This window comes from Nocardia sp. CA-129566 (assembly GCF_050956075.1).
Lineage (GTDB): Bacteria > Actinomycetota > Actinomycetes > Mycobacteriales > Mycobacteriaceae > Nocardia.
The window spans coordinates 9,152,663-9,166,607 of the sequence record NZ_CP192085.1 but is presented as its reverse complement, the minus strand read 5'-3'; the positions used below and the strand labels follow the sequence as shown (position 1 = coordinate 9,166,607).

General features: G+C 66.6%; 12 protein-coding genes. 5 read left to right on the top strand and 7 right to left on the bottom strand.

Annotation, left to right across the window (positions count from 1 at the left end):
- Positions 1-45: 45 nt before the first annotated feature.
- Positions 46-690: a TetR/AcrR family transcriptional regulator gene (locus ACQP0C_RS40850; protein WP_433729121.1), complete on the bottom strand. Its 645-nt coding sequence runs from the start codon at positions 688-690 to the stop codon at positions 46-48.
- Between the two features lie 104 nt (positions 691-794).
- Between ACQP0C_RS40850 and ACQP0C_RS40845 the strand changes: the two genes are divergently transcribed.
- Positions 795-1,505: a methyltransferase domain-containing protein gene (locus ACQP0C_RS40845; RefSeq protein WP_433729120.1), complete on the top strand. Its 711-nt coding sequence runs from the start codon at positions 795-797 to the stop codon at positions 1,503-1,505.
- Here the strand turns inward: ACQP0C_RS40845 and ACQP0C_RS40840 are convergent.
- Positions 1,502-3,874 (bottom strand): flippase-like domain-containing protein, encoded by a 2,373-nt coding sequence (locus ACQP0C_RS40840; protein WP_433729118.1) that lies wholly within the window; start codon positions 3,872-3,874, stop codon positions 1,502-1,504. The two genes, ACQP0C_RS40845 and ACQP0C_RS40840, sit on opposite strands and share 4 nt — an antisense overlap.
- Positions 3,875-4,078: 204 nt before the next feature.
- On the opposite strand from ACQP0C_RS40840, the gene ACQP0C_RS40835 reads away from it, so the two are divergent.
- Positions 4,079-4,927 (top strand): SDR family NAD(P)-dependent oxidoreductase, encoded by an 849-nt coding sequence (locus tag ACQP0C_RS40835; RefSeq protein ID WP_433729116.1) that lies wholly within the window; start codon positions 4,079-4,081, stop codon positions 4,925-4,927.
- Between the two features lie 11 nt (positions 4,928-4,938).
- Here the strand turns inward: ACQP0C_RS40835 and ACQP0C_RS40830 are convergent, their stop codons facing one another.
- Positions 4,939-5,715 (bottom strand): SDR family NAD(P)-dependent oxidoreductase, encoded by a 777-nt coding sequence (locus tag ACQP0C_RS40830; RefSeq protein ID WP_433729114.1) that lies wholly within the window; start codon positions 5,713-5,715, stop codon positions 4,939-4,941.
- Complete coding sequence (locus tag ACQP0C_RS40825; protein WP_433729112.1) at positions 5,699-6,472, bottom strand: 2OG-Fe(II) oxygenase family protein; 774 nt, start codon at positions 6,470-6,472, stop codon at positions 5,699-5,701. The genes ACQP0C_RS40830 and ACQP0C_RS40825 overlap by 17 nt, the downstream gene beginning before the upstream one ends.
- Positions 6,473-6,591: 119 nt before the next feature.
- Between ACQP0C_RS40825 and ACQP0C_RS40820 the strand changes: the two genes are divergently transcribed.
- Complete coding sequence (locus tag ACQP0C_RS40820; RefSeq protein ID WP_433729110.1) at positions 6,592-7,191, top strand: GDSL-type esterase/lipase family protein; 600 nt, start codon at positions 6,592-6,594, stop codon at positions 7,189-7,191.
- 103 nt (positions 7,192-7,294) lie between these two features.
- Here the strand turns inward: ACQP0C_RS40820 and ACQP0C_RS40815 are convergent, their stop codons facing one another.
- Entirely contained in the window at positions 7,295-8,779 is a 1,485-nt protein-coding gene (locus tag ACQP0C_RS40815; RefSeq protein ID WP_433729108.1) for an ABC1 kinase family protein, read from the bottom strand.
- Positions 8,780-8,888: 109 nt separating this feature from the next.
- Here ACQP0C_RS40815 and ACQP0C_RS40810 point away from each other — a divergent pair, with 109 nt between their 5' ends.
- Both ACQP0C_RS40810 and ACQP0C_RS40805 read left to right on the top strand, forming a co-directional pair.
- The gene (locus ACQP0C_RS40810; protein ID WP_433729106.1) at positions 8,889-9,668 is read left to right on the top strand and encodes a GntR family transcriptional regulator; all 780 of its coding nucleotides are present in this window, start codon (positions 8,889-8,891) and stop codon (positions 9,666-9,668) included.
- A gap of 273 nt (positions 9,669-9,941) precedes the next feature.
- Positions 9,942-10,892: an oxidoreductase gene (locus ACQP0C_RS40805; RefSeq protein ID WP_433729104.1), complete on the top strand. Its 951-nt coding sequence runs from the start codon at positions 9,942-9,944 to the stop codon at positions 10,890-10,892.
- 225 nt (positions 10,893-11,117) lie between these two features.
- On the opposite strand, the gene ACQP0C_RS40800 is transcribed toward ACQP0C_RS40805, so the two are convergent.
- Together ACQP0C_RS40800 and ACQP0C_RS40795 are read right to left on the bottom strand one after the other, a co-directional pair.
- Positions 11,118-12,242, bottom strand: coding sequence for an NAD(P)H-dependent flavin oxidoreductase (locus tag ACQP0C_RS40800; RefSeq protein WP_433729102.1), 1,125 nt, complete (start codon positions 12,240-12,242; stop codon positions 11,118-11,120).
- Positions 12,243-12,446: 204 nt separating this feature from the next.
- Positions 12,447-13,802 (bottom strand): WS/DGAT/MGAT family O-acyltransferase, encoded by a 1,356-nt coding sequence (locus ACQP0C_RS40795; RefSeq protein WP_433729100.1) that lies wholly within the window; start codon positions 13,800-13,802, stop codon positions 12,447-12,449.
- Positions 13,803-13,945: the final 143 nt, after the last annotated feature.

The following is a 13,945-nucleotide window of genomic DNA, read 5'->3' as shown; positions in this document are numbered from 1 at the left end:
ACGGCGATCGGCCTGGTTATCGGCCCGCGTGCCAACTGATTCCGTTCAGCCGAAGGCCGCCTTGCCGTCCGTGGGAAGGTGGCCTTCCGTATGTGACGGGTCGGCCGGTCGCCGGACCCGGCGTTCGAGCCCGGGGCCGACCAAATCCGTCAGGCGTCGGTAGGTCTCGGCGGCGGGCAGCGGAGGATCGGCGTCCGCGATCGAGCCGAGAAGTCCGACGACACCCCAGGACAGGAACGTCACCGTCACGGCGAATTCGTCGTCGTCCATATCCAGTCGACCCGAGAGCTGTTCGGTGAGAATCTCTTCCACCATGCGCCGCGTCGAGCGCAACAGCACACCGGTCGCCCTTCGCCCCAATAGCGCCCGATAGACCTCGGGATTCGCCGAGGCCAGGCGGAACAGCGTGTACAGCGGCGCAAGCGGTGTCGAACCATGCGGGACCTGCGGGTCATGCGCCGCCGACCCGGCATCCGCGACCGCCGCGCGCAGGTACTCGGTACTGCTCACCAGCAGCAGATCGTCCTTGTCGCGGAAGTGCGCGTAGAACGTCGAGCGTCCGACATCGGCGCGATTGAGAATGTCCTGCAGGGTGATCCGGTCGTAGCCGCATTCGATCATCAGCTCGATCAAGGCTCGATGGAGCAGACTCTTGGTGCGCCGAACCCGGCGATCGGTGCTGCCGGTCATCTCGTCCTCACGTTCCCGTACAGATGGTGCGAATCCGTCCCGAACAGAACATATCTCGCTTTTTGCTTCTGGTCGTTCCGGGTACCGAGTCCGATTATGAACATATGACCGGAAACAGACAACAGTCCACTGCCGTACATACTGACCCGAACTCCGAGATCGGCGTCCTGATCACCAAACCGCGTGGCTATCTCATGGTTAAATCGGCCTTCCTGCTCGGCCGAATCGGCGCACTGGACGCTCGACTTGTCGAGCTGACCGGTGCCGCCGCGGGCGAGCGGGCCGTAGATATCGGTTGCGGCCCTGGCCAACTCGTTCGAGCGCTCGCGCAGCGAGTCGGTCCGTCCGGTCACGTGCTCGGCATCGACCCGTCGGCGGAGATGATCGACTATGCGACCGCCCGCACCGCGGCCCTGCCCCATTGTCGCTTCGAGGTGGGCACGGCGCAGTCGCTGAATCTGCCCGACGCCTCGGTCGATGTGGTCACCTCGACCTTCGTCATGCATCACATTCCGGAGGCCAAACGTGGCGCGGCCCTGGCTCAGATGTTCCGCGTACTCCGTCCCGGCGGCAGACTGCTGCTCGCCGATACCCACCCGACCGGACTGGTGCTGCCCGCAGTGGTCCGGCTCATGTCCCGATTCGCGGCACGGCGCACCGACGACCCGCACGCGGCCGGACACCAGGCGGATCCGCTATCGGCCATCGATATCCGCCGCTATCGAGAAGCGTTGCGGGAAGCCGGATTCGGGACGGCCGATTTCACCGCGATCGCGCCGATGACCGGCGTGCTGGTGGCGACCAAGAAGGCCTAGATCATGTCCTTCGCGGTCATCCAGCGCATGGTGACCCAGCCGCAGAACACCGGCAGCCAGCAGGTGAGCACGCGGTAGAGCAGCACCGAGGGCACCGCGACGGTCGCGGGCAGACCGAAGGCCGCCAGACCACCGATCAGCGCCGCCTCGACGGCGCCGACGCCGCCGGGGGTCGGCGCGGCCGAGGCCAGGGTGCCGCCGATCATCGTGACGATGGTGACAGTGATGAACGATGCGCCGCCACCGAACGCCTCGACGCTGGCCCACAGCGCGAGCGCCTGGCCGATCGTGATGGCACCACAGCCGAGCACGATCACCGAGAAGCGCTTGGGATCGCGGGCCAGATCGCCGAGTTCGCCGAGCACTTCCTGCAACTGCGGGCGCACCGAATTGTTCAGCCAGCGGCGCAGTTTCGGTACGAACATGAAGGTGCCGATAATGCCGACACCCACACCGGCCGCCAGATAGAGCACGGTGGCGTCGGGCACGAAATGCGAAAGATTCGCCGACGTGCCCGCCGCCACGCTGAACAGGATCAACAGGCTGAGATGGGTGATCACCTGCACCGCCTGCTGCAGTGCGACCGCGGCGGTGGCCCGCACCGCGCCGAGGCCGCCCTTCTGCAGGAACCGCACGCTCAGTGCCAGACCGCCGACCCGGGCCGGTGTCGTGGTCGCGGCGAAGGTATTGGCGATCTGCATGATCACCAGATTGCGGAAGCTGACCAGCCGTGACGCACAGGCCCACAGTGCCGCCGCCGCACCGACATACGTCAGCGCCGAAACCGCCAAGCCGAGCAGCGCCCACCACCAGTTGGCGGTGCGCAGCTGGGAGAAGAAGGTCGGCACCGCGCTGATGAACGGATACGCGACGTAGACGAGTCCGATCAGCAGCACCAGCTGGATGATCTGGTTGCGGCTGAACCGAGTGATCTGCTCGGCCTCGATCTTGTCCTGACCGGTCTGCCTGCGCACCTCGTCGCGGGCCGAGGCGACCACATCGGCCCAGTCCGGAATCGACTTCTTGATCCCGGCGGGCATGGCGGACTTGGTGAGTCGGCTCGCCGCGGTCAGCACCGTCTGCTCGCCGAGGGTTTCGATGGCGGTGCGCACCGCGGCTTCCTTGCCGAAGACCGCCGAGGTCGACACCAGCAGCTGTGCGACGTCGGACTGCCGTTGCTTATTCGAGGCGCCGAACTCCGCGTTGACGAAGCCGCCGAACAGGGTGTCGCCGTTGTCGATCCGGATCTCGACCGGCCGCAGGTCACCGTGCGAGATCTGGCCGCAGTGCAGGGTGGCGAGTGATTTCCACACGCCGGTGAGCACCTCGTCGGAGTGCTGGTCGAGCGGTGTACCCCGGGGCATGGTGTGCGCGTACAGCATCCAGCCGCGTTCCAGCGCCGCGACGGCGACCTGCTCCGTGGCGGCCAGACCCAGTTCGCCGACCGCGATGGCCATCAGCGCGCGATGTTCGACGGCGCGATGCATGGAGCCGTGCAGCGCCGCCGTTTCGCTGGTGCGGAAGGTGAGCCAGCGCCACAGCTGGCGCAGCGCACCGAAGCTGCGTTGGTTCTTGCCGTACATCTCGACGGTCAATTCGCGCTCCGGACCGTCGATGGCGGCGGCGAGCACCAGCGGACCGCGCCCGGCCGGATGCACCACGGTGAACGCGGTGACGGTATGTCCGCGTCCGGCCAGCACCCGCACTGCCGCGTCCAGCGGCACCTCCAGCGCCGGGGTGCCGACCACCAGCACGATGACCGCGCCGACCAACCAGCCGACCGCGAGTCCGAACATGGCCCGCGCCGGCACCACCGTGCTGACCACCAGATGGATCGGCGCGAAGGCCAGCAGCAGGAACCACAGCCAGCGCCGTGGCCGAGTCGGCAGCCAGGGACTGGATACGGTCAGCACCGCGGCCAGCATCGCGATCCAGCGCGGATCGTCGAGGAACTGCGATAGGAAGGTGTCGAGCCGGTCCGGTACTTGCAGATGCCATTGCGGCGCGGACAATCCCGTGCCGGTGATCGATAGCAGCAGTCCGGCGACCAATCCGGCCGCGGCATAGCCCGCGAGCAGCTTCCACTGCCTGCCGATGATCAACTCGATGAGAATCGCGAACGGCAGCGCCAGAATCGCCATGCCGTAGACCAGATACACCAGGTTGGACTGGTCCGGGTTGAGGAAGCCGACGATATTCGAGACCGACCGCTCCAGTGCCAGCCACTCCGGCCGGGTGATCAGCGAGGCGGCCACCACAACGCCGACCCACAGGGCCGCCAGCACCACGCGGATGATGTCACTGGTCCGCCGCCTCAGCGGCTGTAGCAGGCTCCCCGTGACCGGGATGTCCCGCCCATCGACTCGCATCTCGTGGGTCCTTCGCCTCTCCGCGTCTGTGGCCGGTCGTCGGGGTGTCGATAAACGTACCGTTGCGGGCCGACGGTTAGGGTCTGCGGGGACGATACACACCGCGCCGTTTTCGCCGACCTACCGGCCAGTAGACCACCTTGCCGAATGCCGCCGATCCGATGAGGATCAGGACGGATCAGGCAATGGCGTTGGAGGTAGCACATGGCAGAACAAGATCTATCCGACAAGACGGTGGTGGTGACCGGCGCCAGCTCGGGCATCGGCGCGGAGGCGGCGGCGAAGCTGGTGGCGCGCGGGGCGACGGTCGCGGTGGTCGGGCGCTCGCCGGAGCGCACCGCCGAGGTGGCGGCGCGGGTCGGCGCGGAATCGTTCATCGCCGATTTCGCCCGCTTCGACGAGGTGCGCAAGCTCGCCGATCAACTCCTCGACCGCTATCCGCGCATCGATGTGCTGGCCAATAACGCGGGCGGCGCGTGGGCGAAACGCACCGTCACCGATGACGGCAATGAGCTGACCTTCCAGGTCAACCATCTCTCGCCGTTCCTGCTGACCAGTCTGCTGCTGGAGCGGTTGGTGCAGTCGCGGGCCCGGGTCGTCAATACCGCGAGCACGACCTACCGGATGGCGAAGTTGGATCTCGATACCGTCAACGCCTCGACCGGTTCGTTCAACCAGTTGGCCGCCTACAGCACCTCCAAGCTCGCGAATATCGTCTTCACCAGGGAGCTGGCCCGCCGCACCGAGGGCACCGGGCTGGTCACCGCCGCCTTCCATCCCGGCGCGGTCGCCACCCACGTCTACGACAATGCCCCGCTCGGCCTCGGCGCGTTCATTCGCTCCCCGCTGTCGCGGCCCTTCTTCATCCGGCCCGATAAGGGCGCGGATCCGCTGGTGCACTTGGCGACAACGCAGGATGACATCAACGGCAAATACTTCCATCGGCTCGTGCTCGAGCACCCGCGCAACAGGCAGGCGGTGGATTCGGATCTCGCGCAACGGCTTTGGGTGATGTCCGAGGAGATCACCGGCGTGACGAGTTCGGCGACGTAGGTCAGGGTAGGTCAGCGGGCGTCCGCACCGAGTGCGTGGCGCCCACCGGCCGCATCCTCGGCTTCGGCACCGACGCTGAAGATCTCGCCCGTCATATCGCCGCGGTCGAGTTCGACGATCGCCCGCACCACCTGCTCGGTGGGCACTACCGCGGGAAAGCTGTTGGGCGCGATCGCATTCGCCCGCACCCCGAACTCCTCGAATTCGGCCGCGGTATGCCGGGTCAGCTGGTTGAGCGCCGCCTTGGACGCGGCGTAGAGCGTCTGTCCGCCGGGGTACACCCGCGAGCCCGCAATGCTGGAGACATTCACGATATTGCGATTGCGTGCCCGGTTCTCATCCAGGGCATGCACCCAGCAGCGCTGTGCCAGTCGGGCCGACAACCGCAGCGGCACACCGACATTGACCGCGAAATGCGGTTCGAATTCGTCGAGTGTCGCGTCGCCGTCGACGATGCCGAGCGGGTGAAAGCGGCTGTACGCGGCATTGTTGACCAGCAGATCGACGTAACCGAACCGGGCGAGCGCGAGATCGACGACGCGCTCGATCTCGCCCGGTGTGGTCAGATCCGCCTTGATCACGAAGATTCGCGAACCGTTCTCCGGCACCGGCAGTTCCGGTGCCAAGGGGTCGACGAACCATTCCAGCTGCGACGGTGCGGCGGGGGTGCGGTTGCGGTACACCGCGATGATGTCGTAATCGGTGTACAGACCGCGGCAGAAGACGTCGCCGAGTCGGCCACCAGCGCCGGTCAGCAGACAAACCCGGCGTTCAGTGCCACTGCGCAATGCTGTCTCCTCCCCAACGCCGCACCACATCCTCCTTCGGCCGGTGCAGCCACATCACCACGCTATTGCGTGCCGCGGTATTGCCGCCGACGAAGGTATGCCACGAACGCGGTGTGCATTCGAACAGCAGCAGCGAATTGTCCATCGGCGGAATTGTCAGTGCGGGAACCGGATTCGGGCCGAGCTGGTCGTACAACGCGGTCTCGCCGCCGTCGCCGGGTCGCCAGTCCGGATTGCCGAAATAGAACAGCACCGCCACCGCGCGTACCGTCTCCCGTGCGAAGACCTCCGGCGACCGCGCGCCGGTCTTCAGATCCACCTCCGGATCCACCGTCGTGACCCGGTCCGGATCGGGCGCCGGACCCTTGAACCAGGCCGGACTCAGATCATTGTGCGGCCACCCCGGCGGGCTGCCCGGTGGATGGTGGTGCACCGATCCCTCGACATCACCGGTCGTCGCCACCCCGGCGACGCGGGCGATCAGATCGTGCCACTCCCGGGACAGGAACAGCGCCAGCGGGCCGTCCCGCAGCCCGGCGAGCTGGGCCCCGACCGCACCGTAATCGGCGGCCACCGATCCGAATGCCTCCGGCCGCTCCCGGCGCACCCGCGCCAACTCCTCGGCCAGCCGCCGGTAGAACTCCGGCACGAACACATCCCTGGCATAGATGTGCGGAAACGGCTCCACCCGGCGAATCCAGCGCCGGTGCGCGAACAGCTCGGCGAACCACTGCGGCACCTCAGCTACCCCGGTCAACGTCAAATCCCTCCCGAACGACCATCGCGATCCTAACGGGTACCGCCGCCATCCATGCCTCGGTGTGCGGTGGCCGGACCCGGTCTCGGGCGGTGGCGGGCGATTGCGAAGATCGCCGGGTGTGGAACGACCTTCGCGTGTGCTTCATCGGTGATTCCTTCGTCGCGGGTGTCGGCGACCCGCTGTGCCTCGGGTGGGTCGGCCGCCTGGCGGCCGAGACCTATGCGACCGGTCAGCCGCTCACCGCGTACAACCTCGGCGTGCGCATGCAGACCTCGACCGAGATCCTGGGCCGCTGGCAGGCCGAATGCACGCCCCGCTGGCCCGACGGATCCGATGCCCGCCTGGTCGTCTCGTTCGGCGTCAACGACACCACGCTGATAGCTGGACAACCGCGCGTGACACCCGAACGGTCGGCGGCCAACCTGACCGAACTGCTCGCGCAGGCGGCCGAACGCGGGCTCCCGGTCCTGATGGTCGCGCCGCCGCCCATCGATGACGCCGAGCACAATGCCAGGACCGCCGGGCTCGACGAGCGTTTCGCCGCCATCTGCGCGGCTGCCGCGGTCCCCTACGTGCGCGCCCATCAGCCGTTGCGCGACAGCGCGGTCTGGATGCGTGAGGTGCGCGCGGGTGACGGCGCGCATCCGGGCGCGGCCGGGTACGACGAGCTGGCCGCACTCATCCGTCCGCACTGGCGAGAGTGGTTGACGCGCTGACCAGTGGCTCGCCGTCCGGGTGATCAACTACCGAACCGGCGATCCAACTGTCCGAGACGATGAACCTTCGATGTTGGGAAGCGCATCCGGGCAGGTCAGGGGATCAGCCGACCGACATCCGACGTGCGGCCTGCTCGGCTCGCTTGCGCCGCGCCACCGCCAGGTCATCCGGTACCGCGCCCTCCTCGACGGGCCGGGTGACCAACTCGTGCAGTGTCGGATGCCAGCGGCCGACCTCGTCGCGGAACGAGCCCTCGGTCTCCAACTGGCCGATCGCGCCGACCAGCGTGAGCATCGAGCGCGCGAACGGTGTGTAGTGCGCGGGCATGGTCGCCTGCCGCAGCGCGTTGGACAATCGCGGGTTCGTCACGCGCAATACCTGTTTGCGCAGCCAGCGCGTGGTGAACCGGTAGGTCGGGTGTTGGAAGGGCTCGATGCACGGCACAACGATGTTGAACAGGTCTTCGGCATCGAGTGCGCGGCCGGGTTCGCAGAAGCCGTGCCGTCGGGCCGCGGCCTCCAAATCCGTTGGCCCACCGTTGAACAACGCGTCGCAATAGTCGAACGCCCACTCCTCGAAACCTTCCGCGGGCCATGGCGCACACGCGCCGAAGTCGACGACGCCGAGTCGACCGTCCGGCAGCACCCGGAAATTGCCCGGATGCGGATCGCCGTAGAGCAGACCGCTGCGGATCCAGCTGGAGGCCATGAACCGGACCAGCTGCATGCCCACCCGATCACATTCGGCGCGCGTACCGGCGGCGATAATGCGCGGCAGTGGTGTGCCGTCGAGCCATTCGGTGATGAGCACATCGCCGCGCTGTTCGATCACGCGCGGAATATAGAAATCCGGATCGTCGGCATAGGCCGCTGCGAAGGCCCGCTGATGGTCGGCCTCGGCGGCATAGTCGAGTTCGTCGAGGACGCCGGCGCAGATCGCCTCGGTCACCCCCTTGACGTCGGCACCGGGCACGAAAACCGTTGCCAGCGTGGAGATGCGGCGCAGCTGGTCCAGATCGTTCGCGACCGCCTGCTTGCCGCCGGGATACATCACCTTCACCGCGACGGGTGTGCCGTCGCGCCATACCGCGCGGTGCACCTGCCCCAGCGATGCCGCGGCCGCGCGCCGATCGTCGAATTCCCGGAAGTGCCAACGCCAGTTCTCGCCCATGCTGGCGGCCATCGCCGCGTGCACCGAGCGCGGCAGCATCGCGGGCGCGGAATCCTGCAGTTGGCTCAGCGCGATCTTGTACGGCTCGGCGAGCTCCCGGGGCAGTGCGAGTTCGTAAATGGCGAGCAGCTGGCCGAGTTTCGTCGCGCAGCCCTTCAGCTCGCCGAGGACCTCGAAAATGTGCTGGGCGGTGCGCATTTGAATTTCGCGATCGACCTCACTGGCCGATCTGCCCATCGCGCGCTTGCCGACGCCCGCGGCCTGGCGACCCGCGAAGGCGACCGGAATCGCGGCCAGTTTGGCATTGCGAACTGCGGTGCGAACTGGGGGTTTGCCATTGGGGTTCGCCGCGAACAGGCGTGCGCGTCTAGTAGTCGAACTCTCGGTCGGCCGACCGCTGCCACGCTGAATGGTCATGACTCACCTCACACCGCACGCTGACCAGTGTTACACAGGTGCAGTCTCGCACAGGAGGGCTTAGACTGTCTGGGACGTATTCGGAACCGAGTCGAAAGGTGGCATCTCGATGGGATCCCAGACGGTAGTCGCCGACGTTGCCGATGAGCTGGCGCGCCGGGTTGCCGCGGGGGAGTATCAGCCAGGGGATTTGATGCCGTCGGTCCGGCAGGTCGCGGAGGAGTTCGATATGAACCGCGCGACCGCACAGCTGACCCTCGGTCGGCTGGAATCGTATGGATTCGTCGAGGCGCGGCGCGGCAAGGGGTTCACCATTCGCGATGTCCGTGAGGCGGGCGGCATCGACGTGTACCGGCACCTGTTCCGTTTCTCGATTCCGATGCCGGATGTGGCCATCGAGATGTTCCGCGACATCGTCGAGGTGGAGCGCGGCATCGTCATGGAGGCGCTGCTCGCCTACACCGGCAGCGACCAGGAGATCGACCCGGCCGAACTCAAGGCCGAGATCGATGCACTGGAAACGCTTGCCCGACAGGATGTTCCCGACTTCCGCCAGATTCTGGCCATCGAGGTCGGACTGGTCCGCCGCCTGCTCACCGCACTCGGGCTGAGCATGCAGCGCGCGATCGTGAACTCCATCGGCGAGATGGTGCTCGACGTACCCGAGGCCGTCGAGGCCTTCTTCGCGGGCGCTGCCGATCTGCATGTATTGGTATGGCGTGCGCTGGTCGCGGTATGGGACTCCGGTTCCGGCCCGTCCGATGCGCAGCTCGCGCTGTTCGAGGATCTGTTCGGGCTGTACCACGAGAAGGTGATCGCCCGCTTCGAGGAGCTGCTCGATGTCGCCGACGACGGCCATGAGGATGCGGAGCACGCGGCGACGGCCTGACCGCCCCGACTCCTCCGATTTCACTGTCTGAGCCATTACTGGTCCACCTCCGCTCAACGCTGCCCGAGGGGTGTGGTGTTGCGCCAGCTGGGGAAGATCACCTTGGTTGACCAACTGTCTGAGATGCCGGGAGCGTGTCACCGAATTTGAGGATGCGCCGCTTGGCCGCGACCAGCATCGGCGAGGTGCACCCTGCCCAGCGACGAGGCGGCCTAGGCTGCCACCGATTCCCTTACCGCGAGTGACCGGGAGTGCTCTGTGACATCCATACCGATGACATCCATACCGATCCTGCCGCGCCGCTGGACCATTGCCGATATCGCGGACCAGTCCGGAAAGACCGTGGTGGTCACCGGCGCGAACAGCGGTCTCGGCCTGCGCACCGCCGAGGCATTGGCGGCCAAGGGCGCGCATGTGCTGTTGGCCTGCCGAAACCAGGAGAAGGCGACCGCCGCCCTCGACGCCGTCACCGCGGTGGCCGCTGGCCCGAAACCCGAAGTGCTGTCGTTGGATCTGGCCGATCTGACTTCGGTCCGACAGGCCGCGGCAACGGTGGTCGACACCATCGGCCGGGTCGATCTGCTGATCAACAATGCGGGTGTGATGGCGGTGCCGCGCTCGCGCACCGCCGATGGGTTCGATGCCCAATTCGGCACCAACCACCTCGGGCACTTCGCCTTCACCGGTGCCATCCTGCCCGCACTCCTGCGTGCCGAGCGGCCGCGCGTGGTGACCGTATCCTCGGTGGCCGCGTGGGGTGGCGCGATCAACTGGCTCGATCCCAACTGGGAGCGGCTCTACCTGCGCTGGCCCGCCTACTGCCAGTCCAAACTGGCCAATCTGCTCTTCACTGCCGAACTCGATCGCCGGGCCCGCGCGGCCGGGACCACCCTGCACGCCGTTGCCGCGCATCCGGGTCTTTCGGCGACCCATCTCTACGACCGCAACGGTGAGAAGGGTGTCGGCGGCCTCTTGGCGGCTATCCCGCAGACGATCCTGTTCGCGATCGCCCAGTCCGACCGGATGGGCGCGCTGCCGCAGCTGTATGCCGCGACGGTGCCGGATCTGCGCGGAAACTCTTATGTCGGACCGGGATTCGAGCTGGCGGGATATCCACGCCGGGCCCCGCGCAATCCACTGGCCCACAACCGCTGGACCGCGCGCAGGCTGTGGCAGCTCAGCGAGCAGCTCACCGGCGTGCGGTACGAGTTCTCGGCGATGTGATCACCCGTCGCCAGCGGCTCGGGCGGCAGGCGGACGCCAGGCGATCGCCGACGTCACCCGCGCCGGTTCGGCCCCGGGGTGCCTGCCGCAGCAGTGGTGGAATCCGCAGGATCGGATGCGACCCAAGGGGCGGCGTTATCGAGCTGAATCGAAACCCACTGCATTTCGGCGATGATGGCACATCGCCCCAGCGTGCGTGCCAGGGCGACGGCACCGATCCGACTCCTAGAGCTCGCTATTGAGCTTGTTGAGGCGGTCACACGCCTCCACGTACTCGTTGATCAGCCGCGCGATCACATCGGCGGAGCGCTCCACCTTGTTCATCATGCCGACGACCTGGCCGACCGGATTGAAGTTCACGTCCTTGGCCGCCTCCGGGTAGCGGTGTCCGCGCTTGACGCCGTCCAGGGCAACCATCATCTGCAGCGGCATGGGCAGCGGGTCCGGGTTCTCCGGCGACTCCCAGGCCTCGGTCCAGTCGTTCTTGAGCATGCGACACGGCTTGCCGGTCCAGGACCGCGACCGCACGGTGTCGTGACTGGAGGCATCGATATAGGTCTGCATCTGCGCGGGCGGCACATTGGCCTCCTCGACGGTCAGCCACAGCGAGCCGGTCCACGCGCCCGCCGCACCCATCGCCATGGCCGCGGCGACCTGGCGGCCATTGCCGATACCGCCCGCGGCGAGCGCTGGCATATCGCCGATCGCATCGATGACCTGCGGCCAGAGCACCAGCGAGGAGATCTCACCGCAGTGGCCGCCGCCCTCGGTGCCCTGCATGACCACGAAGTCCAGCCCGGCTCGCTTGTGGTTGAGCGCGTGCTTGACCGACCCGCAGAGCGCGCCGATGAGGCGGCCGGAATTCTGGATCTGCTCGATCACGTCATCCGGTGGGGTGCCCAGAGCATTGGCCACCAGCTTGGCCTTGGGGTGGCGCAGGATCACCTCGATCTGCGGTGCGACGGTCGTCGCGGTCCAGCCGAGCAGCTGGTTGTGGTGCTCTTCTTCGGGCAGGTGCGGCACATTGTGGTCATTGAGGATCTTCTCGGCGAAGTCCCGATGGCCCTGCGGAACCAGTTCCGCCAGTTTGGCTTCCAGCTGTTGCGGGGTCAGATCGTCGATGCCCTTGCCCTCGTACTTGGACGGAATGACGAGGTCGACACCGTAGACGCCGTGCACATGCTCATCGAGCCACGCGAGTTCGACCTCCAATTGTTCGGCCGTGAAGCCGACCGCACCGAGCACGCCGAGACCACCGGCGTTGCTGACCGCGGCCGCCACATCGCGGCAGTGGGTGAAGGCGAAAATGGGGAATTCGATCCCCAGCCGGTCGCAGATTTCGGTACGCATGGCGTGCTGGTCTCCCTACTCGCCCCACAGCCGGAGCGACCGGCCGAGGAGTGCTGGAACGGGTTACATATTTGGTCGCTGGCCCGCGCCGCCGATTCGACCGCCTACCGCAGATATCGCCATGACGCGACGACGGCTCTGTCAACAGGCGCGGGCGCCTGAAATCGAATGTAACACGTTCTAGTTTCTTTAGGGATAGCCGTTTCAGACGGCCGCCTGTTCCAGGTCGGTGAGCGAGTTCTCCAGGTGGTCCAACAGGCTGTGCAGGCGCGGTACGGTGCGGCGGCAGCCGACGAGTCCGAAGTCCAGATTGTCGCCATTGGTGGTGAGGGTGATGTTCACGGCCTGTCCGTCGAACGGGATCGACATCGGGTAGGAGGCGTCGAGGCGGGCGCCGTTCCAGTACCGGGGTTCCTTGGGGCCGGGAACATTGGAGATGACGATATTGAACGGCGGATTGGCCAGCGACACCATGCCGGGCAGGAAGGTCAGGGCCAGCGGGCTGAGCATCAGTCCGGACAGCGCCATGGTCTGTATCGGCGAGAGCGAGTTGTAGACCTCTTTGCTGCGGCGCATCGATTCGCTCACCACGCGCAGCCGTTCGATCGGATCGGCGATATCGGTGCCGAGGTTGCACAGGATCGCGCCGACCTTCACACCGCTGGTCTCGGCGGCATCGTCATCGGCCCGCAGCGAGATCGGGACCATGGCGATCAATGGCTTGTCGGGCAACGCATGCTGTTCGATCAGGTATTCGCGCAGCGCACCGGCCGACATCGCGAGCACCACATCATTGACGGTTGTGCCGGTGGCCTTCTTGACCTGTTTGACCCGTTCCAGTGGCCAGGACCGCACCGCGCAGCGCCGAGCGCCGCCGATCGGCACATTGAACATCGAGCGCGGCGCGTCGAACGGCATGGTCAGCTGTTGCCGCAGCAATGCGGCGCGGGCCACCCGCAGCGCGGCCGGCGCGGAATTGGCCGCCGACAAGAGGTTTCGCGCGATCCCGCCGAATAGTGATCCGGATGGTTCGGGTACGCGCCGCGAACGAGGCAGATTCCATGGCACGCGCATTCCGCTCGCCGCCGGATCGTCGGTGAGTGTGCGCTGCAGCAGCCGCTGTGCGGCGACGCCGTCGATGAGCGCGTGGTGCATCTTCGAGTAGACGGCGAAGCGGCCGTCGCTCAGCCCCTCGACCACGTGGATCTCCCACAGCGGGCGGTGCCGGTCGAGCAGGGCGCTGTGCAGCTCGGAGGCCAGCTCGAGCAATTGGTCGAAGCGGCCCGGACTCGGCAGCGCCGACCGGCGCAGGTGATAGGCGAGTTCGACGTCCTCGGCCTGTGTCCACGCCAATTGTGGTGTGCCGAGCCAACTTGCCGGTTGTTTGCGGAAGGTGGGATGGAATTCGTTGTCCGTCAACAACTTCTCATGAATTGTCCGGGCGTAATCGGGTCCGGTGTCTTCCGGCGCCTCGAACAGTTGCAATGAACCGACGTGCATCGGGTGCTCGCGGGATTCGGCCAGCAGAAATACGGCGTCGATCGGAGAAATGAGCTCCATTGGTGAGTCGCCCCCTGACGACGGTGTGGTGTGGAGGTCTTGAACAAGAGGTATCGACCACGATGTCGGAAGGGCTCGCGCAGCCATGTCCCCTGCGCGGTGTTCTCACACCTTACTGAAAGGTACGGATCGGTGTTCGCCGA

Coding starts and splice junctions, on each gene's coding strand:
- ACQP0C_RS40805 (WP_433729104.1), top strand. CDS start 9,942: ATGACATCCATACCGATCCTGCCGCGCCGCTGGACCATTGCCGATATC.
- ACQP0C_RS40795 (WP_433729100.1), bottom strand. CDS start 13,802: ATGGAGCTCATTTCTCCGATCGACGCCGTATTTCTGCTGGCCGAATCC.
- ACQP0C_RS40800 (WP_433729102.1), bottom strand. CDS start 12,242: ATGCGTACCGAAATCTGCGACCGGCTGGGGATCGAATTCCCCATTTTC.
- ACQP0C_RS40850 (WP_433729121.1), bottom strand. CDS start 690: ATGACCGGCAGCACCGATCGCCGGGTTCGGCGCACCAAGAGTCTGCTC.
- ACQP0C_RS40815 (WP_433729108.1), bottom strand. CDS start 8,779: ATGACCATTCAGCGTGGCAGCGGTCGGCCGACCGAGAGTTCGACTACT.
- ACQP0C_RS40840 (WP_433729118.1), bottom strand. CDS start 3,874: ATGCGAGTCGATGGGCGGGACATCCCGGTCACGGGGAGCCTGCTACAG.
- ACQP0C_RS40845 (WP_433729120.1), top strand. CDS start 795: ATGACCGGAAACAGACAACAGTCCACTGCCGTACATACTGACCCGAAC.
- ACQP0C_RS40835 (WP_433729116.1), top strand. CDS start 4,079: ATGGCAGAACAAGATCTATCCGACAAGACGGTGGTGGTGACCGGCGCC.
- ACQP0C_RS40810 (WP_433729106.1), top strand. CDS start 8,889: ATGGGATCCCAGACGGTAGTCGCCGACGTTGCCGATGAGCTGGCGCGC.